Origin of the sequence: Pseudomonas putida (genome assembly GCA_029953615.1) — a bacterium.
Classification (GTDB): Bacteria; Pseudomonadota; Gammaproteobacteria; order Pseudomonadales; family Pseudomonadaceae; genus Aquipseudomonas.
Genome location: CP124529.1, coordinates 3147751 through 3171487, shown reverse-complemented (window position 1 = coordinate 3171487; position 23737 = coordinate 3147751). Strand labels below are relative to the sequence as shown.

The window sequence follows — 23737 nt, the reverse complement described above, 5'->3', positions numbered from 1 at the left end:
CGCGCCCGCGAACACCGGCGAAGCCGGTGCCATGCACCGCGTTGCATGCTTCGCGGGCACGCCCGCTCCCACAGGATGTGCGGCGCGAAACCTACCTTGCAACCCGCCGATATTGCTGTTTGGGGCTCCGTGGTGATTCGGGATCGGTCATTTCGATCAACCCGGCAGCGAGTGCCGGGTACAAGTAACTCTTGCGGAATGTGGCACGGTGCGAGAGGCCCAGTTGGTGCATCAATTCGCTACTCTTTAAAGCGACGCCTGCAGGCAGCACATTCAGGAGACTCGCTACTTGGTCGCTTACTTGGTCGGTTACTTGGTCGGTTACTTGGTCACTGTCCTCTGCTTCGATAAGCGCCCGCAACAAGGCCTCGAGCATAAATTCGACAAACGGGGTTGCTTCTGCAGCTTGGTCGGCGGCGGCTAGGGCAGCGTAGTAAGCGTCCTGCTGCTCACGAATAACGGTTTCCACAGGCAGGTACGCCAACACCGGCCGCCACTGGCTGAGGAGAAGGGTCTGCCATAACCGTCCCATCCGCCCATTACCGTCAGCAAACGGGTGGATGAATTCAAACTCGTAGTGGAACACACAACTGGTAATCAGCGGATGCCAATCGTTATTAGCGAGCCAGTGCAACAAATCCTGCATCAGCGACGCCATCCGGCTGGCCGGTGGCGCCATATGCAGCAGGCGAGTGCCGCGATAGATGCCCACCCCTCCACGCCGGTAGCGACCAGCGTCATCTATAAGCCCATGCATCAGCATGCCGTGCGCAGTGAGCAGATCGTCCTGGGACTCAGCGCGCCAACCGGACATCGCGTCGTAGGTCGCGAACGCGTTACGGACTTCCTGGATTTCGCGTGGCAAGCCCAGAACCCGCTTGCCATCCAGCAAAGCGGTTACCTGCTCCACGCTCAGGGTGTTGTTCTCGATGGCGAGCGTTGCCTGGATGGTGCGGATACGGTTGCCTCGGCGCAGCTGTGGCGTCAGCGCGCCATCACGGTAGGCAGTCAACAACCCCACTTGCTCGCTGATTTCGGCAACCAGAGCCAGAATACGGGGTGTCACCGTCAGTGGTGGTTGGTATTTGCTCATTGCCTACAGCCCATGGGGATCAGCTGTCACCTTAATCCACGGATCACGCGAGGGTAAAGAAAGCGCAGCCATCACTTCACAAATTCCTGAACTGATTATTTGCCCGCAGCGATTTTTCCCCTCACCGACCGCCACCAGAATCGCTTCACCACAATCACAAGAACCGTGAGGCCACTCCCGTGGACCAGACACTCCAGGTACGGCAAGCTGCCGCCGACCTCGTTGCGGCGTTCGCCAGCAACGACACCGTTCGCTATTTCGCCTGCTTCAGCGAAGACGCCACCTTCCTTTTCCACACCCTGCCGCAACCGCTGCTGTCGCGCCATGCCTACGAGCAACTCTGGGCCCAGTGGCAGGCCGAAGGGTTTGCCGTGCTCGCCTGCGAATCGGGCAATTGCCCAGGTGAGCCTGCAGGGTGACGTGGCGGTTTTCATGCACGATGTGGCCACGCACATCCGCATCGCCGGCGAAGAACACCAGTTGAGCGAGCGCGAGACCATCGTCTTCCGCCGCCACGGCGAACGCTGGCTGGCCTGCCACGAGCACCTGTCGGTCGTATCGCCGGCCTGATCTGCTTTTTTACGCGGCCCTGCCGCCCTGCCATCGCACCCACAAGAAGGCCCGCGCACTGCGCCGGCCCACAACAACCGCGCTGGAGCATCACCATGAGCCACTCGACCGGTATCGAGACCAATGGCGTCGAACAGATCCCCGACGATCAACGCGACGCCTCCCCGCTGGACCTGTTCCGCCTGATCTTCGGCGGCGCCAATACCTTCGCCACAGCCGTGCTGGGCAGCTTCCCGGTGCTGTTCGGGCTGTCGTTCCAGGCCGGTGTGTGGGCGATCCTGCTCGGCGTCGGCGTAGGCGCGCTGATCCTCGCCCCCATGGGCCTGTTCGGCGCACTCAACGGCACCAACAACGCGGTGTCGTCGGGTGCTCACTTTGGCGTGCACGGGCGCATCGTCGGTTCGTTCCTGTCGCTTCTCACCGCAGTGGCGTTCTTTTCGCTGTCGGTGTGGAGCTCGGGCGACGCCCTGGTCGGCGGCGCCAAGCGCCTGGCCGGCCTGCCGGAAACCGACCTGACCCTGGGCCTGGCCTACGGCCTGTTCGCGGTACTGGTGCTGGTGGTGTGCATCTTCGGCTTCCGCTTCATGCTGTGGGTCAACAAGATCGCCGTGTGGGCCTCGAGCCTGCTGTTCCTGCTGGGCATCGTTGCCTTTGCCGGGCCGTTCGATGCCGCGTACGCGGGCAGCGTCAACCTCGGCCAGGCCGGCTTCTGGGCGGCATTCGTCGGTGCGGCGATCCTGGCCATGAGCAACCCGGTGTCGTTCGGTGCGTTCCTCGGCGACTGGTCGCGCTACATCCCACGTGAAACGCCCAAGGCGCGCATCATGCTGGCGGTGATCGCGGCCCAGGGTGCGACCCTGATCCCGTTCCTGTTCGGCCTGTGCACCGCCACCCTGGTGGCCACCCAGGCACCGGACTACATCGCCGCCAACAATTACGTCGGTGGCCTGCTGGCGGTGGCGCCAAGCTGGTTCTTCCTGCCGGTGTGCCTGATTGCGGTGATCGGCGGCATGTCCACCGGCACCACTGCGCTGTATGGCACCGGCCTGGACATGTCTAGCGTGTTCCCACGCCTGCTCAGCCGTGCCGGCGCCACATTGCTGATCGGCGTGCTGGCGATCGGTTTCATCTTCATCGGCCGCTTCACCTTCAACCTGGTGCAGAGCGTGTCGACCTTCGCCGTGCTGATCATCACCTGCACCAGCCCATGGATGGTGATCATGATCCTCGGCCTGATCACTCGCCGCGGCTTCTACCATGCCGACGACCTGCAGGTGTTCACACGCGGCCAGCGTGGCGGCCACTACTGGTTCCTGCACGGCTGGAACTGGCGCGGCATGGGGGCGTGGATCCCCAGCGCGGCGGTGGGCCTGTGCTTCGTCAACCTGCCAGGGCAGTTCGTCGGCCCGCTGGGCGACCTGGCTGGCGGTATCGACCTGAGCCTGCCGGTCACCCTGGGGCTGGCTGGTGTGCTGTACCTGCTGCTGCTCAACCTGTTCCCCGAACCTGCTGGCGTGTATGGCCCCCAGGGCCCGCGTTGGGTGCGTTGCAAAAGCACCCCGCACACGCCGGTAACCACTGCCGAAATGGCCTGACTGGAAACCGACCATGACCACTTCCCACTACATCGCCGGCCGCTGGGTCGAAGGCCAGGGCAGCGACTGCATCAGCGTCAATGACCCGGCCCTTGGGCAACCGTTCGCCGAACTGATGGCCGCCAGCATCGCCCAGGTAGACCAGGCCGTGACCGCTGCCCGTGGCGCCCTGCCCGCCTGGAAAAATACCAGCGTCAGCGAACGCGCCAGTTACCTGCGCGGTTTTGCCGAGCAACTCGGGCAGCGCCGCGAATCGCTGATCACCTTGCAGATGCGCAACAACGGCAAGCCACGTCACGAGGCGGAAATCGACCTGGACGACGCCATCGCCACCTTCGGCTACTACGCCGAACTGGCCGAGCAACTGCCCTCGAAAAACCGCGATGTGCCGTTGGCTGCGCCGGGTTTCAGCGCTCGCACACGCCTGGAACCGGTGGGCGTAGTCGGCCTGATCGTGCCGTGGAACTTCCCGCTGGTGACCAGCGCCTGGAAGCTGGCCCCGGCCCTGGCCGCCGGTTGCACCGTGGTGCTCAAGCCGTCGGAAGTCACCCCGCTGATCGAACAGGCCTACGGCCAGATCGCCGATGCCCTGGGGCTGCCGGCCGGGGTGTTGAACATCGTCAACGGCAAGGCCGAAACCGGCGCTGCACTGAGCAACCACAATGGCCTGGACAAGCTGTCGTTCACCGGCAGCAACAGTGTCGGCAGCCAGGTAATGCGCAGCGCTTCGGCGCAGTGCCGGCCGGTGACACTGGAACTGGGTGGCAAGTCGGCGATCGTGGTGTTCGATGATTGCGACGTGGGCCAGGCGGTGGAATGGATCGTCGCCGGCATCACCTGGAACGCCGGGCAGATGTGTTCGGCGACTTCGCGGCTGCTGGTGCAGGACGGCATTGCCGATGCATTGCTGCCGCGCTTGCAGGCGGCACTGGAAAACCTGCGGGTTGGTAATCCGTTGAGCGAAGAGGTCGACATGGGGCCGCTGACCAGCCAGGCGCAGTGGCTGAAGGTGGCCGGCTACTTTGCCACGGCGCGGGAAGAAGGCCTGCAGTGCCTGGCCGGTGGCAAGGCGCTGGACCGGGATGGCTGGTTCGTCAGCCCGACGTTGTATGCCGATGTGCCGAAAGACAGCCGCCTGTGGACCGAGGAAATCTTTGGACCGGTGCTGTGCGCGCGTCGCTTTGCGACCGAGGAACAAGCGATTGCCGAGGCCAACGATAGCCGTTTCGGGCTGGTGGCGACGGTGTGCTCCGCCGACCTGGAGCGCGCCGAGCGGGTGGCCGATGCGCTGGAGGTTGGCCATGTGTGGATCAACTCGGTACAGGCGGTGTTCGTCGAGACCTCGTGGGGTGGCACCAAGGGCAGCGGGATCGGGCGTGAACTGGGCCCGTGGGGGTTGTCGGCCTACCAGTCGGTCAAGCATGTGACGCGGTGTTTAGGCTGATAGCGCAAGGGGCCGCTTTGCGGCCCATTCGCCGGCAAGCCAGTTCCCACCCCGACCGCATTGACCTCAAGCCATGCGCTATCCCTGTGGGAGCGGGCTTGCCCGCGAAGAGGCCGGTACAGGCGACACAAAACTCTGCCCCCGCGTGACTTTCCCATCCCGGCGCAAAGTCCCACTTCCTGGTACCCCCACAATCACAACACCAGGCCGGACCACCCATGCACCCTCAACGCACCGCCTTGCACAATGAACTGCACGCCCGCCCGTCGCTGTACTTCAACGGCCCGGCGCATGTCTTCCACCTGGCCTTGCTCGGCGGCGATGCTGCCTGCGCGGCACTGCTGCAACGCTGCTGCCCGGAGGCCCTGGACACCGCAGCCGCCCAAGGCATCACGCGCCTGGATGGCCACCCGTTCAAGTGGGAGCGGCACACCGAGTTCTTCACCCTGACCCTGGTGGTGCCCTGCACTGCCGCCGACACCGCGTGGAAAACTCTGCCGCCGGTGCTGGCCGAGGCTATCGCCGCGCAAGCGGCACAAGTGATCAACGCTGTGCAGGTGCTGGTCCGTGACGAGCAGGAACTGGAGTTGCCCCAATACGGCTTCAAGGACCCGTGCGGCTCCTGCGTCGGCGGTGGCGATGCAGTGGTGTGGAGCGATTTTCGCCTGACCGAGGACGGCACCAACCGCTTCCTGTTCATCAACCGTCGCCTCAATGCCTATCGCCAGGGCCGCATGATCCGCCGCCTGCTGGAGATCGAGACGTACCGCATGATGGCCTCGCTGACCCTGACCACCGCCAAGGCCCTGAGCCAGAAGCTGGATGCCTTCGACAAGACCTTGGTCAGCCTCTCGGAGCGCAGTGCCGGGGTCGATGGCCATGATTCCAAAGGGCTGCTGGAAGCCATTGCCTACCTGTCACGCCAGGTGGTCAGCCGCACAGTGAAGACCCGCCACCGCTTCGGCGCCACGCAAGCCTATGCGCAACTGGTGTTCGAGCGCTTGGGTGAGCTGCGGGAAAGCCATGTGGGCGACTGCCAGCGCCTTGGGGTGTTCATCGAACGCCGGTTCAAGCCGACCGTGCGTTACTGCGCGGCCACCGAACAGCGCCTGGAGCAACTGGCGAAGAATGTGGCCAACCTGGGCGACCTGTTACAGGCGCGGGTACAGGTGGAGATGGAAGAACAGAACGCCGGGATCCTGCGCAGCCTCAATGCCCGCGCCGATGCCCAGGTGAAGATCCAGCGGGCGGTGGAGGGGCTGTCGATCATTGCCATCACCTACTACCTGCTGAACTTGTTCAAGCTGCTGTATGGCGGGCTGAATGTGCTGGGGTTGGGGCTGACGGCGCGGGATGGGGTGTTGGCCATGGCGCCGCCGGTGCTGTTGGTGTTGCTGGTGATTTTGCTGAGGATCAGGCAGGCCAAGCAGCATTGAGGCCGGGGGGGGGCGCTTTGCGCCCCATCGCGACACAAGGCCGCTCCTACAGGGATCGCGCAGCCGGTTGGATTGCACATTCCCTGTAGGAGCGGCCTTGTGTCGCGATGGGCTGCAAAGCAGCCCCCCAAGGCTCACACCGACTCGTCAGCCGAGCGAGCGCCCTCCTGCACCAGCACCATGCTTTGCGGCGACGACAGGGCGATACCCTCGTCACGCAACCGCCCAAGGATGGTGAACAACAGGTCGCTGCGCGTACCGGACACCTGCCGCGGCCCCGCCACGTAACCACTCACGCCAATCACCATGCCGCTGCTGGTCAGGTCCTTGAACGACACCGACGTGGCCGGCGCATCCAGAATCGCCTCGTGCTCCTGGTAAGCCGCCAGCAGCAGTTCACGCACGCGGTTGGCATCGGTTTCCAGCGGCAAGGTCAGGGTAATGCCGACCACGCCCAGGGCATTGCCCATGGTCACGTTGCGCACGTTCTGCGAGATGAACTGCGAGTTGGGCACAATCACCGTCGAGCGGTCGGACATCTGGATCTCGGTAGCGCGCACGTTGATACGGCGAATATCGCCCTCGACACCCGCCAGGCTGACCCAGTCGCCCACTTTAACCGGGCGCTCGGTCAGCAGGATCAGGCCGGAGATGAAGTTCTGCACGATCTGCTGCAAGCCGAAACCGATACCCACCGACAGGGCACTGACCACCCAGGTCAGGCTGGTGAGGTTGATACGCAGAGTCGACATCACCAGCATGGCCAGGAAGATGAAGCCCAGGTAACCCACCAGGGTCACCAGCGAGGCACGCATGCCGGCGTCCATGTCGGTTTCCGGCAGCAGGCGATCGCTCAGCCAGCGCTTGACCACGCGGATGGCGAACAAGCCACCGAGGAACATCACCAGCGCCAACAGGATGTCCTGGGGGACGATGTTCATGTTGCCCAGCAGCTTGCCGCCGGTACCGTCCCAGTCACCCAGGCTCAGCAACAGCTCGCTGGGGCTGGTGCCCGACGGCATCAGTGCCAGCAGCAGCGCCAGGAACAGCACCACGGTGCGACCGATGCCGGCCAGGATGGTGCTGGCCTGGGCCTGGTGGCGTGGCGCCAGGCCCAGGGTCGAGGCCAGCGCCAGGCCACCGGGTTGACGGGGCGACAGCAGGGTTTCGCAGAGGTCGCCAAAGAACGTGGTCAGCAGATAGGCGCAGGTGACCACCAGGCCCACCCACAGCAGCTTGGCAGTCAGGAAATAGGCAAGTGTCAGGTAACCGGTGAGCAGGGCCAGCAGGATCAGCGTCAGCCAGATCACCATCACGAACGGGATCAACCCGGCCAGCCCAGTGGGGCGCTCCAGGTCATGCTTGCGCAGGGTACGGCGGTAACGCAGCAGCGCACCGGCGAAGGTGACCGCCACGACCAGCGCGGTGAGGCCGTTGACTGCCACGGTCAGCGCCAGGCTGGCACCTATCACGCTGTTGATGCGTTCCATGGTCATCATGACCATCAGCGCCAACGCCAGCACCTTGGGGAACCAGCCCAAGGCACTGGCCACTTCATCGTGAATCGGCGGCAGGCGCCAGGACGGGCGCTGCAGCATCAGCATGGCGCGGCCCAGGCCGGTGATGAAGGCACTGAACACCACCAGGGCAAGTACATGGTTGGCCAGGCTGGCGATATCGGAGCCCAGCTCGGCGCTGCTCTCCAGCCCCCATCGTAGTAGCGAGACCGAGCCGGCGATGGTACCCAGGGTTGCCAGGCTCACCCCCAGCGCCAACGCACTGCGGCGCAGGCGGCCTTCGGGCAGCCAGCTGACCATGGCGTTGGCCAGCAAACGCTCGAGCATGCGGCGCACCAAGGTCCAGACCAGGATTGCTGCCACCAGGCTGGCAACGAACAGCCAGCGATTTTCGGCGCTGAAGGCACTGCCGATGGCATCAGCCGTCTCGCCACGCAGGTCACGCAGGCGTGCCACATCGTCCTGGGTGGGGCGAATGATGCTTTGCCAGAACGCCGGGCTCAGCGGGGAGGCCGCGCGGCTGGTGATCTGCGAGTTGAACTGGCTGCGGCGCAGGTTGACGATTTGCGTGGACAAGTCGCGCGCTGACTGGGTCAGCTTGGAGGCCTGGTCCTGCTGCGCCACCAAGGCTTTCTTCTCGGCCTCCAGCGCTTTACGCTGCTGGGTCAGGGTAGCCGCCTCGTCCAGCTGGACCGGGCCGATGACCTTGAGCTTGTCGTCGACTTTTTCAACATCAGTGGTGCGCAGGGCAGTCAACGCATCGGCCTGACGCTGCACCTGCATTGCGCCCAGACGCAACTGCGAAAGCAGATCGTCATTGGCGTCGCTGGGTAACGCCCTGGCGTATCTGGTCCAGCCGCTCGCTCAACTGCTCGATGCTGGCGTTTTCATCCAGCACGTTCGCTTCGGCAACCGCCAGATTGGACAAGGGCGTGGCCGGGGCCGACCAGGCCGGGCTGGCAATGGCCAGCATCAGGGCCATGAAAACCATCAGGCCTGGGCAATAACGGGCAAGGCTCACACGCCTCATCGAATATTCCTCTTTACAATTCGATTTGGCGGGGGATTCTACGCGGCTTCACGCGATCAGGAGAGTGCCGTTTCTCGCTTGAGCAACTGTTGTTTGCGCTCGACACCCCAGCGGTAGCCGCTGATGTCGCCGTCCTGGCGCACCACTCGATGACAGGGGATGGCCACGGCGATGCGGTTGGCCGCACAGGCCATGGCCACCGCACGCACCGCCTTGGGTGCGCCGATGCGCTCGGCGATGTCGGTGTAGCTGACCCGGCTGCCGGCCGGCACCTCGCGCAGGGCTTGCCACACCCGCTCCTGAAACGCAGTGCCTTGCACATCCAGTGGCAGGGCCAGGCCCAGCGCGGGTGCTTCGACGAAGCCCACCACCTCGGCGACCAACCGTTCGTAAGCACTGTCGCCGCCGACCAGGTGGGCCTTGGGGAACTGGTCCTGTAGGTCGTGCAGCAGGGCCTCGGGGTCGTCGCCCAGCAGGATCGCGCAAATGCCCTTCTCGCTCTGGGCCACCAGGATCGCGCCCAGAGAGCACTGGCCGAGGGCGAAATGGATGGTTGCCCCGGCGCCGCCGGCGCGGTATTGCCGCGGGCGCATGCCCAGGCGCTGGTCGGCGCTTTCGTAGAAACGGCTATTGGAATTGTAACCGGCGTCATAGATGGCATCGGTGACAGAGCGCTGGCCATCTTCCAGGTGGGCGCGCAGGCGCTGGGCAAGGAAAGCGGTGGCGTAGCCCTTGGGGGTGAGGCCGGTTTCGGCCTTGAACAGGCGATGCAGGTGGAAAGGGCTGACGGCCAGTCGGGCGCTGAGTTGGTCGAGGCTGGGCGCCGGGTCGCTGGCTTCGATCAGCCGGCAGGCGCGGGTAACCAGCTGGCTGTGGCGCGTGGCGCTGGTGGTGGCTATACAACGTTTGCAGGCGCGGTAGCCGGCGGCTTCGGCGGCGGCCGGGGTGTCGTAGAACTCGACGTTGGTTCGCTTGGCCAGGCGTGATTTGCAGCCGGGGTGGCAGTAGATGCCGGTGGTGCGCACGGCGTAGACGAAGTGGCCGGTGGCGGCGCTTTCGCGGGATGCCACGGCTTGCCAGCGTTGGTCGGGGGTGGTGTAGGGGTTCATTGGTCAGCTTCCAGATAAGTTGTCGCCTGTGCCGGCCTCTTCGCGGGCATGCCCGCTCCCACATGGATCGCGTCTGCCTTGATAATTGCGCTGTACCTGTGGGAGCGGGCAAGCCCGCGAAAGGGCCGGTACAGGCCATGCAAAAACCTCAGGCCCGCCACAGGTACCAGGCCGCCACGGTGCGGTACGGCCGCCAACCGCCGCCCAGCGAACGCATCTGCGCAGGCGTCGGTGCCTTGTCCAGCCCCTTCAGCCGCCGATACCCCTCGCGCACGCCAAAATCATCGACCGGCAGAACGTCCGAACGCGCCAGGCTGTAGATCAGCAACATCTCCACCGTCCACCGCCCTACCCCGCGCAATGCTACCAGCCGCTCGATCAACGCCTCGTCAGGCATGGCCAGTGCTTCTTCCCGAGTCGGCACCAGGCCATCCAGCCGGCCTTGGGCGATACCCTGGATCGTCGCCATCTTGCTCGCGGAAAAACCACAGGCGCGCATGGTTTCCGGTGTAACCGCCAGCAACTGTTCCGGCCCAGGGAACTCGGCGTCCGGAAACAGCGCCAACAACCGCCCCAGAATTGCCTCGGCAGCGCGGGCATGCAACTGCTGGTAGGCAATCGCCCGTACCAACACCTCGTATGGCTCACGCCCCGGCGTGGCCTGGTGCAGGCAAGGCCCGGTCGCCGCGATATGCCGCGACCAGTCCGGGTCGAGCGCCGCCAGGTATTCGGTGGCCTCGCGGTACGCGTCAGGCGAAAGATCGGCCAGGATCATGGCACCTCCATCAAGTCGATTGCAGGTCCAGCTTAGCGCAGCCGTTCATCGGGCAAACGCCGGTTCTTGCGCGACTAATTCCTGGCATGCCATTGCTCAGCGCCAGCCCCCGCGCATAGAATTGAGAACAATTCACAATCGCATATATCCCCAGGACCAGGCCTTCGCCAAGATGCAGATCAACGACACGCTCAAGCCGACCGAGGTCGCTCTGCTCTACCAGGCCCACCACAGCTGGCTTAGCGGCTGGCTGCGCAGCCGGGTGGGTTGCAGCGAGCACGCCGCCGACCTGGCCCAGGATACCTTCGTGCGGCTTTTGCGGGCGCGCCAGCTGTCGCCGCTGAAGGAACCACGCGCCTACCTCAGCAGCATCGCCCGCGGCCTGATGATCGACCAGTTCCGCCGCCGCGCGCTGGAACGGGCCTACCAGGAAAGCCTGGCTCATCTGCCCGAAGCCGAGGTGCCCAGCGAAGAGGATCGACTGGTCATCCTTGATACCCTGGCGCGCCTCGACCGTGCCCTGCACCAGCTGAAACCGCGTGCCCGCCAGGCATTTTTGCTGGCTCAGCTCGACGGTTTGAGCATCGTGCAGGTCGCCCTGCGCCTGGGTGTGTCGCGGGCCACCGTCGAGCGGGACCTGGCCAAGGCTCTGGCCGTCTGCTACCGGTTGCGCTATGCCGACGCCTGACAACGCGCCCGCGCAGGCGCAGGTCGACCAGGCCATCGACTGGCTGGTGAAGTTGCGCTTCGACAGCCCCTGCCCGCGTACCGAGCAGCAGTTCCAGCACTGGCTGGCCAGCCATCCGCACAACCCTTTGGCCTGGCAGCGGGTCAGCCACCTCAGTGACGAACTGGCCGGGCTGCCCAAGGGCCTGAGCCGCCGCACTCTGGATGGCAGCCAACGCCAGCGCATCAGCCGCCGCGACCACCTCAAGCTTCTGGCTGTGCTGGCCGTGGGCGGCAGCCTGGGCTGGGCCGCGCGCGAACCGCTGGGCATACCTCAGATGCTGGCTGACAGCAGCACGGCCACCGGCGAGCGCCGCCAGTTGCAAGGCAGCGATGGCAGCCGTATCCAGCTCAATACCGCCAGCGCCATCGACCTGCGTTACAACGCCGGGCAGCGCCGGCTGCAACTGGTGCGTGGCGAGGTGAGCCTGGACAGCAACCCCAACGATAACCGCCCGTTCCGCATCGACACCCGCGTTGGCCAACTGGCCACCCTCGACGGGCAACTGCTGCTGCGCGAGAACGACCAGGGCCTGTTGCTGGGGGTACGCCGGGGCGACGTCACGCTGTTCCCTACCTCAGCCTCGCCACGTCGGGTGCTGCCAGGCGAAACCTTGCAGGTGTGGGCCAGCGGCAGCTTCCAGGCGGTGACGCTGTACAGCGACCCTTGGGGCTGGACCGACGGCGTGCTCAGCGTGCAGCAGATGCCGCTGGGCGAGTTCATCGCCGAGCTGGCGCGTTATCGCCCGGGCCTGCTGCGCTGTGCCCCGGAAGTGGCAGACCTGAAGGTGTCCGGTACCTACCAGCTGGCCGACACCGGGCAGATCCTGCAGCTGCTCACCCGCAGCCTGCCGGTGCGGGTCGACTACCGCACGCGTTTTTGGGTGAGCATCGGTGCGGCCTGAAAAAATTCCGAAAATAAATGAGGTGGAATCTCATTCTCGTCCGGCCTGAAGGAACAAAACCCGAAAAGTGGTCTTCACAACCTTCAGGAGCGCTTCATGATTGCCCCGTGTTCCCCTCGCAACGACAGGCTGCGCCGTGCCGTGCGCGCGGCCGTGTTCGGCCTTGGCTTGGCAGCTGGCGGTGCCTTCCCGGCCATGGCCCAGGCTGCAGTGGCCAGCCAGAGCCAGCAGACTGACTGGAACATCCCGGCCGGCCCGCTGGCCCCGGCGCTGGACCAGTTGGCCCGCCAGGGCGGCCTGAGCCTGTCGTTCGACGCGAACAGCCTGCAGGGCAAGACCACCCGCGGCGTGCAGGGCCGCCATGACAGTGCAGGGGCGCTATCGATCCTGTTGCAGGGCAGCAACGTTCAGGTCCAGCAGGAAAGCGCAACCAGCTTCCTGCTGATCCCGGCCCTGGAGGTGGGAAACGCCCTTGAACTAGGCGCGACCAGCATTTCCAGCGACCGCCTGGGCGAAACCACCGAGCACACCGGCTCCTACACCACCGGCGAAGTGACCATCGGCAAGATGCCGCAAACCCTGCGCCATACCCCGCAATCGGTCAGTGTGATAACCCGCCAGCGCATCGATGACCAGAACATCACCAACCTGACCAACCTGCTGGAGCAGACTCCCGGCGTGGTGGTCAACTACACCGACAGCGAGCGGGTGCAGTACTACTCGCGTGGCTTTGCCATCGATGCCATCCAGTATGACGGCGCCACCGTGGTGCAGAGCAGCGGTGGCGGTTCGTTCATCCAGACAGACTCGGCGTTCATCGACCGCGCCGAAGTGCTGCGCGGTGCCACCGGCATGCTGCGTGGCGCCGGCAACCCGTCGGGCACGGTGAACCTGGTGCGCAAGCGCCCGACCCATGATTTCCAGGCTACGGGCAGCGTGACCATGGGCTCGTGGAATGCCCAGCGCTACGTGGCCGATATCTCCGGCCCGCTGACCGAAGCCGGCAACGTACGCGGGCGGGTGATCGCCGTGCATGACGACCGCGACCTGTTCCAGGACTCGCGCATGGAGCGCAAGGAAGCATTCGGCGGCTCGCTGGCCTTCGACCTGGACGACAGCACCACGCTGACCACCGGTGTCGAGTGGACCAAGCTCGACGCCACCGGCGCTTGGGGCAACCTGCCCGCCGACGCCAGTGGCGCCCCCCTGCCCTTCGGCCGCAGCACCTACCTGGGCGCCGACTGGAACCGCTGGGACCGCAGCAACCTGAACACCTTTGCCGAACTGGAACACCGCTTCGACAACGACTGGACCCTGAAGCTGATGGCCCTGCGTACCCACTTCGAGCTGGACGACCATGGCTTCAAGCAAACCTACATGGAGCGCGCACCGGCCAACCTGAACCCCACCGGCAATCCGTACCTGATGCAATACCAGGTTACCGAAGGCGACGGCGGCGAGAGCCTGCAGAACAACCTGAGCGCCACCCTCAACGGCCCGTTCGACCTGTTTGGCCGCACCCACGAGCTGATGGTCGGGGTCGAGCGGATCCGCAACGACTCCTACGCTTCGGCCACCAACCGGGTGGTTTCCGGGCTGTACGACATCCGCTACTGGGACCCGAAAACCAGCCTGCCAGAGCCGGACATCGACATCACCGCCCACCCGGTGCGCACCCGTACTACCCAGCAAGCCGCACACGCCACCTGGCGCATTTCGCTGGCCGAACCGCTGACCGCGATCATCGGCGCGCGGGCCAACTGGTATGACTACGAACAGGAAAACAACGCCAGTGCCAACGGCAAGTTCAGCGTCGACGAGAAGATCGTGCCGTACGCGGCGCTGATCTACGACCTGAATGACAACTTCAGCGTGTACGCCAGCTACACCGAGATATTCAGCCCGCAGACAGTGGTGGACAAAAACAACTCGGTGCTCGACCCGATCATCGGCGAAGCCTACGAAACGGGCATCAAGGGCGAGTTCTACGATGGCCGGCTGAACACCAGCCTAGCGTTTTTCCGTATCAACCAAGTGGGTACGCCAGTGGATGACATGTCCACGGAGATCGGCTGCAACGGCACCACCGGCCGCTGCAAGATCGCCTCGGGCAAGAGCCGCAGCGAGGGCATCGACCTGGAAATTTCCGGCGAAGTGCTGCCGGGCTGGCAGGTCACCGGTGGCTACACCTACAACACCACCGAGTACCTGAAGAACTCGGCAGCCACCAATGGCAACGCGATCCGCACCACCGACCCGGAGCACATGCTGCGGCTGTTCACCAGCTACCGCCTGCCGGGCACGCTGGATGCCTGGACCATTGGCGGCGGCGTGCAGGCGCAGAGCGACATCTATTCCGAAAGCGGCACGGCGAAGGCGACCCAGGCGGGGTATGCGGTATACAACGGCATGCTCGGGTATCGCATCAACGACAACTACTCGGTGCAACTGAACGCCAACAACATCTTCGACAAGAAGTACTACCGACAGATCGGCACCACGGCGACGGGGTACTACTGGGGGGAGCCGCGCAATGTGTCGGTGACCTTGCGCGGGAGTTTCTGACAGGCATTTGCCTGACCGGCTGGCACCATTCCTGTAGGAGCGGCCTTGTGTCGCGATAGGGCCGCAAAGCGGCCCCCGGGCCTCAGCAGCGCCGCAGATATCGCCGGGGCTGCCTCGCAGCCCTATCGCGACACAAGGCCGCTCCTACAGGGACCGTGCAGCCCTGGAGGACCTCAGTCCACCACCGCCCGCAACCGCCCCGCGCACCGGTACGACTGCCGGGCAAAGCACACGAACAACCCGGCCATCAGCGCCAGCGCGATGGGCAGACCATGCGGCGCCACATCCATCGCCGCACCGCTCACCAAGGGCCCTACCAGGCTACCCACACCCCACAACAAACCCACGCTGGCATTGGCGGTAACCAGGTCCTGCCCCTTGAAGCGCTGCCCGATCAGCACCAGCGCCAGGGTATAGATGCCGCCTGCCACGGCGCCCAGCAGCACCAGCAGCGGCCACAGCAGCCAGGTCAGGTTCAGCAGCCAGGGCAGGCCGATACCGATCGCCATTGCCAGCAGCCCGCACACCAGGTGTAGCCCGGTGCGCTCCACCCGGTCGGCCAACCAGCCAAGCGGCAACTGGAACAACATGTCACCGGCAAACACCACGGTCACCATCAGCGCCGCCACGCCCACGGCAAAGCCATGGCTGGTGGCATACACCGGCAGCAACGACAGCACCACGGCATCGAAGAAAGAAAAGAACAAAACCGCTACGCACAACGCCGGCGCTACACGGAAGAAACCAGCCAGGCCGAAGCTTTTTTCGCCCTCTTCATGTTCCACATGGTCGTTGGGCACGGTCAGCACGATGCACAGCAGCGCCAGGCCATAGCAGGCGGTGACCACACCGGTGATCCAAGGGCTGTCGGCGCCCAGTACCGCCAGCATGGCCGGGCCGAGCACCTGAAAGCCGGTGAAACTGGTGGCGTACAGGGCCATGATCTTGCCGCGGTTGTGCTCCGGGCACAGTTCGTTTACCCACGACTCGCCGAGGATGATGGCGATACCCATGCCCAGCCCCAGGCCCAGGCGCAACAGCGCCAGCAGCCACAGTGAGCCGAACGCCGACTCGAGCAAGGCAATGCTGAGCGTGCACAGGCTGAAGCACAGCAGGTAGATGGTGCGCCGGGTGAGGTGGCGACAGCAGGCGTCGACCAGGAACGCCGAGAGCATCATGCCCGCAGCGGGGATGGCCGAGATGATGCCGATTTCCAGGGTGCTCGCACCGGCATCATGCAGGCGCAACGACACCAGCGGCAGGCTGGCCCCCAGACTGAAACCCACGACCGAAACGGCGAACAACAGGCCCGCCAGCAAACGCATGTTCATGTACCACTCCTTGCAAACCGAAAAGACGTGCAGACACAGGCGCGCCCGCCAGGGCGGCGAGCGACGCGAAAGCGCAGATCAGCTCAGGCGAGGTGTGGCGAGAAGGTGAAGGCAAACAGCACGCTGCGGCGACGCTTGAGCACCGTGTCGCTCGGCCACGCACGACGCAGGGCCTGGAAGGCAGGCTGGCGGGCGTCTGGCAGGGACTGGGTACGGCACATTGCTTTGACTACTACGCAGGTGGTTGGGAAAAGAGGCGGCACTCTAGGCCAAGGGTGTCAGGCCGTCAATCGTCGGGGGCCGCTACGCGCCCCATCGCCGGCAAGCCAGCTCCCACAGGTGGAGAGCAACTGTCTTGCAGGGGCTGCGCATGGCTCGAGGGCGATGCCGGTCGAGGTGGGAGCTGGCTTGCCGGCGATGGGCTGCAAAGCAGCCCCCGGCGATATCAGCGCTTGCCGGTACTCGGCAAGAATACCGCCAACAACCCGAACAACGGCAGGAACGAACATACCTCGTACACGTACTCGATACCACGCAGGTCCGCCACATACCCCAGCAAGGCGGCACCAATGCCACCAAAGCCGAACATCAGGCCGAAGAAGATCCCGGCGATCATGCCCACGCTGCCCGGCACCAGCTCCTGCGCATACACCACGATCGCTGAAAACGCCGAAGCCAGGATAAAGCCGATCACCACGCTCAACACAGTGGTCCAGAACAGGTCGGCATACGGCAGCACCAGGGTGAACGGCGCCACGCCGAGGATCGAGAACCAGATCACGGCCTTGCGCCCGATGCGGTCACCGATCGGCCCGCCAAAGAAGGTTCCCGCCGCCACCGCACCGAGGAACAGGAACAGGTGCAGCTGCGAGCTGGCCACCGACACACCGAACTTCTCGATCAGGTAGAAGGTGAAGTAGCTGGTGAAGCTCGCCATGTAGAAGTACTTGGAGAACACCAGCAGGCCCAGCACGATCAGCGCCGCAACCACCCGCCCGCGGGAAATGCCATGGGTCGCCTGCACGGCCTTGCGCGCCCTGGCCTGGTTGAGGTGCTCCTTGTACCAGCCACGCAGCATCAGGGTGACGCCGAGGAAGAACAGCGCAGCCAGGCCGAACCAGGCCACGTGAGTCTGTCCGAACGGAATGACAATGGCCGCCGCCAGCAACGGGCCGAACGCCGAGCCGGTGTTGCCGCCAACCTGGAAAGTCGACTGGGCCAGGCCGAAGCGCCCGCCCGAGGCCAGGCGCGCGATCCGCGAGGTCTCCGGGTGGAAGGTCGACGAGCCGATACCCACCAGCGCCGAGGCCAGCAGAATCATCGGGAAGCTGCCGACGAAGGCCAGCATCACGATACCCACCAAGGTGCACAGGGTGCCCAGCGGCAGCAAGATTGGGCGCAGGCCGCCGATCGGTAAAGAAGCCGACCCAGGGCTGCAGCAGCGAGGCGGTGATCTGGAACGTGAGAGTGATCATGCCGATCTGGGCGAAACTCAGGTCGTAGTTGGCCTTGAGCATGGGGTAGATCGCCGGCAACACCGACTGGATCAGGTCATTGATCAGGTGCGCCAAAGCGCAGAAACCGATGATGCGCATCACCAGCGGCGTGGCTTGGCTCGCCGCACTGGTGGATGCAGTGGAGGCGCTACTGATAGCCATGTGCCTGGGTCTCCATCCGTAGGTTGGGATCCGATTATCGGGAAACGAATAGATAGATAGCTACCTTTTTTAATTCGCTGATGCGGCGTACTTGCAAATGGTTCTCAATATAAATAGCATCCTTGCCAAATCCTCTGTCTTCATTGGGCGAAACCGCCCTTATCGCGAGCAGACCGAACCCATGAGCCCGATGCCTGCTCGCCCCCGTCCACGACCGATCACCACCCGCCGCAGCCATCTGGGCAAGGGGCTGGCGCTTCTGTTCCTGCTGGGGCTGGGTACTACCGCCTACCTCTACTGGCCGCTGATGCAGCGTCTGGGTAGCCAATTGCACACCGATACAGGTGAGCGACGCAGCCTGCGACTGGCCGATGGAACCCTCCTGCACCTGGAAGGTGCCAGCGCGATGAACGCCGACCTGCGCGGCCGCACGCGCCAGCTGCACCTGGTGCAGGGCCAGGTTGCCATTGAAGTGATGCTGGATGGCCGGGCCATGGAGGTGACGGTGGGAGATGCGCGCATCCAGGTGTTCGGTACCCGCCTGCAGGTCGCTCGCCGCGCTGACCATGACGAACTGGTGGTACTAACCGGCAAAGCCATGGTTACCCAGGACGGCGAACAGCGCTTGGTCTCGGCGGGCGAGCGGGTAACCTTCGATGGCGAACGTATCGGCCCGGTGCAGCACGCCGACCTCAAGGCCGCCGATGGCTGGCGCAGCGGGCAGATAAAAGCCGGCGGCATGCCGTTGGGCAAGGCAGACCCTGGGGCTGGCCGCTAAGTTTTTGAAAGCGTGCAAATTTTTTTTGAAATGAGTGTTGACAGGGGGGCCGTTCAAGAGAATAATGCGCGCCATCGGCTACATAGCTCAGTTGGTTAGAGCATAGCATTCATAATGCTGGGGTCCGGGGTTCAAGTCCCTGTGTAGCCACCAAACAAGACGAAGGGCTTACCGCAAGGTAAGCCCTTTTTCTTTGCCTGCGAAAAATACCCAGGCCCGCCCTCCTTCTCCTGCCTCAACGCACGCCGGTAACAGCGACGGCCAGACCAAGCCCGATCAGCGCCAGGCCGATCAGCCGATCCACCAGCATTTGCCGCTCGATCATCGCCTTGCGCAATGCCGTGCTGGAGAAGAACACCGCCACCAGGCTGAACCACAGCCAGTGGGCAACGGACATGAAAGCGCCGTAGGCAAAATCCAGTACCAGCGGGCTGCCGGGTTGCACCACCTGGGTGAAGGCGCTGATGACGAACAGCATGGTCTTGGGGTTGAAGGCGTTGGTCAGAAAGCCCGTGCGCAGGGCCTGCGTTACGCTGGCCGCAGAGCTGGCGACGCCGTCAAGGCTGATGCGCCGGGTGTTGGTCAGCGACTGGTAACCCAGGTAAACCAGGTAACCCGCGCCCAGCACTTTCATGCCCAGGAACAAAGCCGGGCTCTGGCTGATGATCACCGCGATGCCCAGCACCGTGTACAGAACATGCACCTGCACCCCCAGCGCAATGCCAACGGCGGCAGCCAGCCCGGCCTTGCGACCCTGTGCATAACTACTGCGGGTGACCATGGCGAAGTCGGCACCAGGGCTGATGACGGCGAGCAGGGTGAACAGGGCGACGGCGATGAGTTCGGTCATGCTGGTGGCTCTCGATAGGCGATGGAAATGCACAGACCAGGTAATTATCGAGAGCTTATGGCCCAGGAAAAATCGATTTATAGTGAGGCAAATCTGATAGTTTTCTTCACAGAGGTGTAGTGCCGGTGCCGGCCTCTTCGCGGGCTCGCCCGCTCCCACAAGTCGCTGTGAAACCCTGTGGGAGCGGGCAAGCCCGCGAAGAGGTCGGCACAGGCAAACAGGGATGCCATGAAACTGCCGCCACTCAACGCCTTCCGCTACTTCGACATAGCCGCCCGGACCGAGAGCTTCGTGCGCGCCGCCGAGCACCTGCACGTCACCCATGGCGCAGTCAGCCGCCAGGTGCGCCTGCTTGAAGAAAGCCTTGGCGTGGAGCTGTTCGAGCGCCGCAACCGGGCCATTTTCCTCACTCCTGCCGGCCGTGCCTTGCAGGGCACCACCCAGGCGATCTTCGAGCAGCTAGAAGGCGCCGTGCAGCATTTGCAGCAACAGGCCCGCGACAATGTGCTGGTGCTGTCGTGCGAACCGACCATCGCCATGCGCTGGCTGATCCCGCGCCTGCCCCGCTTCCATGCCGCCCACCCCGACCTGCAGCTGCACCTGGTGGCCGCAGGCGGGCCACTGGACTTCGCCCGCAGCGGTGTCGACCTGGCAATACGCCGCGATGACTTCCACTGGGACAAGCAGCTGTACCACCAGAAGATCTGCGACGAATGGATCGGCCCGGTGTGTCACCCCACCGCTCCCATCCAGCTTGAAGGCCAACGCCTGCTGCACAGCGCCACCCGCCCCGGCGCGTGGCCCACCTGGCTGCGCCTGAGCGGTCAGCAGGCCCGGCACACCGAGCGCAGCGACTATGAACATTTCTACCTGTCGATCCAGGCTGCCAGCGCCGGCCTGGGCCTGGCCATGGCCTCAGCCCTGATGGTGCGTGATGAACTCGACAGCGGGCAGTTGCAGGCGCCGTTCGGCTTTGTGCGCGACGGCTCGGCCTACCACCTGCTCAGCCCGCAGCCGTTGGAAGATGGCGGCAAGCGCCAGCGCTTCGCCGCATGGGTGATGGGCGAATGCCGGGACTGCCTGGCTCATCCGGGCTTGATGCAGAACGACGAAGCCGAACGGCCGTCACCACCCCAGGTACGATAACCCGCGGTATCCACATGAATACGCCCGGACGGATAGCGCCCAAGGCCCATGTTCCAGGCCTGGCCATGCTGCTGCCAGAAACGGCACAGCGGGTTGGGGTCCGCCCAGGCGGGTAGCAGGATATCGACGGCGAAGGCGCGAGTGTGGGCGCTGTTGGCGGCCCCGCCGGCGCAAACGTTCAGGCGTGGATCGCGGTAGGCCGAAACCACCTCGAACTGGCGCAGGATGCCTTGCTCGTCGAGCGTCTTGATCAGCGCGAGCGTCGACCGCACGGCCGGCCAGTTACTGGCAGGTGGCACGGCGAAAGGGGACGCACGGCACAGCTTCCAGTCCGAAGCCGAACGCAGCAACTGATGGATCGGCACCACACCATACAGGCGTGCATCCACCAGCATCTGGCGAAACGGCCGTGTCTGATGGTCCCCGGCCCATTGCGCGAACAACCACAAGTCACGCTCATCGGCCTGCACTGCAGCACACAGCATGCCCAGTGCCAGCGGCAGCCATCCAGCCCTTTTCATCCCTGCTCCCCCTGCCACAGTATGTGCACACTGCCGAGCACGGCAGCGCCCAACAAGGAGTTAAGCATGCACAAGATTGCCTTACCGAGCCTCGCCGCCCTGGCCTTCAGCGGCCTTGCCGCCGCCGACGCACGCATCGACCTGGGCGATGCCCAGCGCGTTACCCGCCTCTTCGCCTACCCCAACAACTGCCACGTGATCTGTTATCGCGACTGGACCCTGGAGCAGACCGTCGAACACTACCTGACCCAGAGCGTACGCCGCGACGGCCATGCCGCCGCCCAGGTGCAGGTTAGCCGCGACAATGACCGCCTGCACGCAACCATCAGTGGCGTACCCGCAAGCTATGCCAAGCCGCTGCGCAAGCTGCTCGACAGCGGTGAACTGGCCTATCAGGGAGCCACCCGGCTGAACAAGGACGGTAAATGGTCCTACGACTGGTACCTGTTCCTGCCACTGGGCATGGCCCTGCAGAACCGGCGCAGCATCGAGCTGCTGCACTTCCCGCCGGACTATTCACTGACCCAGGCCCAGGACTACCTGCGCTCTAACACCACCGACCGCTGGGCCGAGCTGCTGACATTCAATGGCGTCGACGCCAGCCAGACCCCGGCCTACCAGACCATCATCGATATCGCTCCCATCGCCGCACCGGCCAGCGCGGGCGAAACACTGAAGGAAACCTACAGCTACTTCAAGGACTACCAGGTACGCATGGTCGGCGAAATGACCCTGCAGAACCCCGCCAGGCCCCTGCCGATGGTGGCCTTCGGTGCGCCGGTACGCAGCTGGATCCAACAGCAGTACGGGCCGCGGGTAGATGTGCTGGGTCTGGTCAGCATCAGCCCGCAGCCAGGTGCCAAGGTGCCGGTGCTGGGTGCCAACCACCCTAGTGCCATCTGGTATGCGGCGAACAAGGACAGCCACGGTGGCGACCAGGATGCAGCCGATGCCGCCGGCCTGAAAATGATGGGGCAGGACCTGACCGCGGCCTGCTGGCAGGCAGGGATGGGGCGCAATCAACGGGCCGATGCCAGGCTGACGCTGGATGCCTGCTCGACCAAGTGGCAGGTAACGCAGAAGAAACAGACTTGCGAGCTATTCTTCCGCATCGTGCGCAAGTACACGCCGGAGCAGGCGGCCGCCAAATGCAATACCGGCAGCGTGACCAGAAGCCTGCGCGAGCTGGACAAGCCGGCCGAGGTTCAGCCGCTGGATTTGTGATCGACACACCGGCCCTTTCGCGGCCCTGCCCGCGAAAAGGGCCGGTGCAGGCCTGCTCAGTCTTCGAGCAGGGTGCAGGCCATCACCAGCGCATCCTCGCGGCCGCCGGCGATCGGGTAATAGTCGCGACGGCGGCCGATTTCGTTGAAACCGTAGCGCTCGTACAAACGATAGGCCGACTGGTTGCTGGCACGCACTTCCAGGAAGCACTCGCGACCATTGAGCTGGTAGGCCCGGGCCATCAGGTGCTCAAGCAGGCGCAGGCCCAGCCCGCGGCCCTGGTTTTCCGGTTTGACGGTAATGTTGAGCAGGTGCGCCTCGTCGATGATCACGTTGATCACGCCATGCCCCACCTGCTGCTGGCCGTCGAACATCAGCCAGACTTCGTACGACTTGAGCGCATCCTGAAAGATCCCGCGGGTCCAGGGATGACTGAACGCGGCATATTCGATCTTAAGTACGGCATCCAGATCCGCCTCGGTCATCGGGCGGAAGCTGATCGAGTCACTCATTCAACGCTCTTCCAGCGCGCCATCAGCTGGCGCATGGCTTTCCAGACGTCCGCCTTGCGCTGCGGCTCGTCCATCAACAATTCAAGGCCCGGCAAGGCCCAGGCTTCGCCCAGGCCCTCGAGCTTCAGGGTTTGGTAATAGGCGTCACCATCGGCATTGGCGGCAAAGCGCAGCGCCGGCAGGCCGACCAGCCACAGGCAGGTGCACGGGGCGTCCTCCAGGCGCGCCTGGACAAAGCCCTGGACGAAATCGCGCGCCGCCTCCGGGCCCTGGTCCATGTTGCCGCGCACCAGCAGCGGCCAGCGCACCGGCTCGCCGATGATCTGCGGGGCGTCGGGCAGGCCGGCAGCGCGCAGCATGTCCTTGAGCAGCAGGTAGGACGGGTCGCGGCTCTGGAACGGCTGGCCGGTGGCCAACTCCACCAGCAGCAGGCAACTGCCAGCGCGCAGCAACTGCAGCGAGAAGCGTGGGGGCGGCACCGGGGCCGGGCGTGGCGGTGCGGCCTGCTCCTCGGCCTCGGCGGGCTTGGCGACCGGCTTGGGCGCACTGCCCGGGCGCGGAATCTCGATTTTCGGCCGCTCGCCGGAGCGAGCCTGGGGGATGGCTGGCGCCTCGGTGGCAGCCGGTGCCGGCCTGACATCGAACTCGAGGTCCTCGACCGGCGCCAGCGGCAGCAGCAGCTCGGGCCGCGACGGTGCGGCGAACGGCAGTTCGGCGCGCGGCAGCCAGTGCACCACTTGCATGGCGGAAAGGTAGGCGCGGCGACGGGGTTCGGTGAGCAAGAGCGGGTATCCGAGGGGTGAAGACAGTGGGGCATTCTAACGCTGTTGGCTTTCGAGTGCTGCAACTGGTCGGCGGATTTTTGTTGCCTGTGCCGGCCCATTCGCGGGCGCGCCCGCTCCCACAGGTATCACCCAGAGTTGAGGTGCATGAAGGACCTGTGGGAGCGGGC

The 23737-nt window shown here is 64.7% G+C and carries 17 protein-coding genes, 1 tRNA gene and 4 pseudogenes; 11 read left to right on the top strand and 11 right to left on the bottom strand.

The features are described 5' to 3' along the window. Positions 1-91 precede the first annotated feature (91 nt). A complete protein-coding gene (locus tag QIY50_14520) occupies positions 92-1093 on the bottom strand; it encodes a Fic family protein (protein WGV18677.1) in 1002 nt (333 codons plus the stop codon). 179 nt (positions 1094-1272) lie between these two features. On the opposite strand from QIY50_14520, the pseudogene QIY50_14515 reads away from it, so the two are divergent. The 4 genes and pseudogenes from QIY50_14515 (at position 1273) to QIY50_14500 (ending at position 6138) form a co-directional block, all read left to right on the top strand. Next, a pseudogene (locus QIY50_14515) lies at positions 1273-1663 on the top strand (nuclear transport factor 2 family protein). Between the two features lie 95 nt (positions 1664-1758). After that, positions 1759-3258 carry a cytosine permease gene (locus QIY50_14510; GenBank protein ID WGV18676.1) on the top strand — a complete coding sequence of 500 codons (1500 nt, stop codon included), beginning with the start codon at positions 1759-1761 and terminating at the stop codon, positions 3256-3258. A gap of 13 nt (positions 3259-3271) precedes the next feature. Next, positions 3272-4702 (top strand): aldehyde dehydrogenase family protein, encoded by a 1431-nt coding sequence (locus QIY50_14505; protein WGV18675.1) that lies wholly within the window; start codon positions 3272-3274, stop codon positions 4700-4702. 218 nt (positions 4703-4920) lie between these two features. Continuing rightward, on the top strand, positions 4921-6138 hold the full coding sequence (locus QIY50_14500; protein ID WGV18674.1) for a DUF3422 domain-containing protein: 1218 nt from the start codon (positions 4921-4923) through the stop codon (positions 6136-6138). Between the two features lie 134 nt (positions 6139-6272). On the opposite strand, the pseudogene QIY50_14495 reads toward QIY50_14500, so the two are convergent. The 3 genes and pseudogenes from QIY50_14495 to QIY50_14485 all read right to left on the bottom strand — a co-directional run bounded on the left by QIY50_14495 (position 6273) and on the right by QIY50_14485 (position 10569). After that, positions 6273-8685 (bottom strand): annotated as a pseudogene (locus tag QIY50_14495) (DUF3772 domain-containing protein). Positions 8686-8741: 56 nt separating this feature from the next. After that, entirely contained in the window at positions 8742-9794 is a 1053-nt protein-coding gene (gene ada / locus QIY50_14490; protein WGV18673.1) for a bifunctional DNA-binding transcriptional regulator/O6-methylguanine-DNA methyltransferase Ada, read from the bottom strand. Positions 9795-9942: 148 nt separating this feature from the next. Continuing rightward, on the bottom strand, positions 9943-10569 hold the full coding sequence (locus tag QIY50_14485) for a DNA-3-methyladenine glycosylase (protein WGV18672.1): 627 nt from the start codon (positions 10567-10569) through the stop codon (positions 9943-9945). A gap of 172 nt (positions 10570-10741) precedes the next feature. On the opposite strand from QIY50_14485, the gene QIY50_14480 reads away from it, so the two are divergent. The 3 genes from QIY50_14480 to QIY50_14470 all read left to right on the top strand — a co-directional run bounded on the left by QIY50_14480 (position 10742) and on the right by QIY50_14470 (position 14765). Further along, positions 10742-11257 (top strand): sigma-70 family RNA polymerase sigma factor, encoded by a 516-nt coding sequence (locus QIY50_14480; GenBank protein ID WGV18671.1) that lies wholly within the window; start codon positions 10742-10744, stop codon positions 11255-11257. Then, positions 11244-12200: a FecR domain-containing protein gene (locus QIY50_14475; protein WGV18670.1), complete on the top strand. Its 957-nt coding sequence runs from the start codon at positions 11244-11246 to the stop codon at positions 12198-12200. The genes QIY50_14480 and QIY50_14475 overlap by 14 nt, the downstream gene beginning before the upstream one ends. A gap of 96 nt (positions 12201-12296) precedes the next feature. Continuing rightward, on the top strand, positions 12297-14765 hold the full coding sequence (locus tag QIY50_14470; GenBank protein ID WGV18669.1) for a TonB-dependent siderophore receptor: 2469 nt from the start codon (positions 12297-12299) through the stop codon (positions 14763-14765). A 173-nt stretch (positions 14766-14938) separates the two neighbouring features. On the opposite strand, the gene QIY50_14465 is transcribed toward QIY50_14470, so the two are convergent. The 3 genes and pseudogenes from QIY50_14465 to QIY50_14455 form a co-directional block, all read right to left on the bottom strand. Next, a complete protein-coding gene (locus QIY50_14465; GenBank protein WGV18668.1) occupies positions 14939-16096 on the bottom strand; it encodes an MFS transporter in 1158 nt (385 codons plus the stop codon). Positions 16097-16179: 83 nt separating this feature from the next. Next, a complete protein-coding gene (locus QIY50_14460) occupies positions 16180-16317 on the bottom strand; it encodes a hypothetical protein (GenBank protein WGV18667.1) in 138 nt (45 codons plus the stop codon). A 224-nt stretch (positions 16318-16541) separates the two neighbouring features. Beyond that, positions 16542-17754 (bottom strand): annotated as a pseudogene (locus tag QIY50_14455) (MFS transporter). A 76-nt stretch (positions 17755-17830) separates the two neighbouring features. Here QIY50_14455 and QIY50_14450 point away from each other — a divergent pair. Beyond that, positions 17831-18508: pseudogene (locus tag QIY50_14450) on the top strand (FecR domain-containing protein). A gap of 100 nt (positions 18509-18608) precedes the next feature. After that, positions 18609-18685: transfer RNA gene (locus tag QIY50_14445), tRNA-Met, on the top strand. 82 nt (positions 18686-18767) lie between these two features. Here the strand turns inward: QIY50_14445 and QIY50_14440 are convergent. Continuing rightward, a complete protein-coding gene (locus QIY50_14440; GenBank protein ID WGV18666.1) occupies positions 18768-19382 on the bottom strand; it encodes a LysE family transporter in 615 nt (204 codons plus the stop codon). Between the two features lie 228 nt (positions 19383-19610). Here QIY50_14440 and QIY50_14435 point away from each other — a divergent pair, with 228 nt between their 5' ends. Then, positions 19611-20528 (top strand): LysR substrate-binding domain-containing protein, encoded by a 918-nt coding sequence (locus QIY50_14435; protein WGV18665.1) that lies wholly within the window; start codon positions 19611-19613, stop codon positions 20526-20528. Here the strand turns inward: QIY50_14435 and QIY50_14430 are convergent. Then, a complete protein-coding gene (locus QIY50_14430) occupies positions 20468-21049 on the bottom strand; it encodes a D-Ala-D-Ala carboxypeptidase family metallohydrolase (GenBank protein ID WGV18664.1) in 582 nt (193 codons plus the stop codon). The genes QIY50_14435 and QIY50_14430 overlap by 61 nt on opposite strands. Positions 21050-21115: 66 nt before the next feature. On the opposite strand from QIY50_14430, the gene QIY50_14425 reads away from it, so the two are divergent. Beyond that, positions 21116-22273: a hypothetical protein gene (locus QIY50_14425; protein ID WGV18663.1), complete on the top strand. Its 1158-nt coding sequence runs from the start codon at positions 21116-21118 to the stop codon at positions 22271-22273. A gap of 56 nt (positions 22274-22329) precedes the next feature. Here QIY50_14425 and rimI read toward each other — a convergent pair whose 3' ends face one another. Both rimI and QIY50_14415 read right to left on the bottom strand, forming a co-directional pair. Further along, a complete protein-coding gene (gene rimI / locus QIY50_14420; protein ID WGV18662.1) occupies positions 22330-22785 on the bottom strand; it encodes a ribosomal protein S18-alanine N-acetyltransferase in 456 nt (151 codons plus the stop codon). Then, positions 22782-23567, bottom strand: a complete 786-nt coding sequence (locus QIY50_14415) for an energy transducer TonB (protein WGV18661.1) — start codon at positions 23565-23567, stop codon at positions 22782-22784. Before QIY50_14415 ends, rimI begins: the two co-directional genes overlap by 4 nt. Between the last annotated feature and the right edge of the window lie 170 nt (positions 23568-23737).

Coding starts and splice junctions, on each gene's coding strand:
- QIY50_14520 (WGV18677.1), bottom strand. CDS start 1,093: ATGAGCAAATACCAACCACCACTGACGGTGACACCCCGTATTCTGGCT.
- QIY50_14510 (WGV18676.1), top strand. CDS start 1,759: ATGAGCCACTCGACCGGTATCGAGACCAATGGCGTCGAACAGATCCCC.
- QIY50_14505 (WGV18675.1), top strand. CDS start 3,272: ATGACCACTTCCCACTACATCGCCGGCCGCTGGGTCGAAGGCCAGGGC.
- QIY50_14500 (WGV18674.1), top strand. CDS start 4,921: ATGCACCCTCAACGCACCGCCTTGCACAATGAACTGCACGCCCGCCCG.
- ada (WGV18673.1), bottom strand. CDS start 9,794: ATGAACCCCTACACCACCCCCGACCAACGCTGGCAAGCCGTGGCATCC.
- QIY50_14485 (WGV18672.1), bottom strand. CDS start 10,569: ATGATCCTGGCCGATCTTTCGCCTGACGCGTACCGCGAGGCCACCGAA.
- QIY50_14480 (WGV18671.1), top strand. CDS start 10,742: ATGCAGATCAACGACACGCTCAAGCCGACCGAGGTCGCTCTGCTCTAC.
- QIY50_14475 (WGV18670.1), top strand. CDS start 11,244: ATGCCGACGCCTGACAACGCGCCCGCGCAGGCGCAGGTCGACCAGGCC.
- QIY50_14470 (WGV18669.1), top strand. CDS start 12,297: ATGATTGCCCCGTGTTCCCCTCGCAACGACAGGCTGCGCCGTGCCGTG.
- QIY50_14465 (WGV18668.1), bottom strand. CDS start 16,096: ATGAACATGCGTTTGCTGGCGGGCCTGTTGTTCGCCGTTTCGGTCGTG.
- QIY50_14460 (WGV18667.1), bottom strand. CDS start 16,317: ATGTGCCGTACCCAGTCCCTGCCAGACGCCCGCCAGCCTGCCTTCCAG.
- QIY50_14440 (WGV18666.1), bottom strand. CDS start 19,382: ATGACCGAACTCATCGCCGTCGCCCTGTTCACCCTGCTCGCCGTCATC.
- QIY50_14435 (WGV18665.1), top strand. CDS start 19,611: ATGAAACTGCCGCCACTCAACGCCTTCCGCTACTTCGACATAGCCGCC.
- QIY50_14430 (WGV18664.1), bottom strand. CDS start 21,049: ATGAAAAGGGCTGGATGGCTGCCGCTGGCACTGGGCATGCTGTGTGCT.
- QIY50_14425 (WGV18663.1), top strand. CDS start 21,116: ATGCACAAGATTGCCTTACCGAGCCTCGCCGCCCTGGCCTTCAGCGGC.
- rimI (WGV18662.1), bottom strand. CDS start 22,785: ATGAGTGACTCGATCAGCTTCCGCCCGATGACCGAGGCGGATCTGGAT.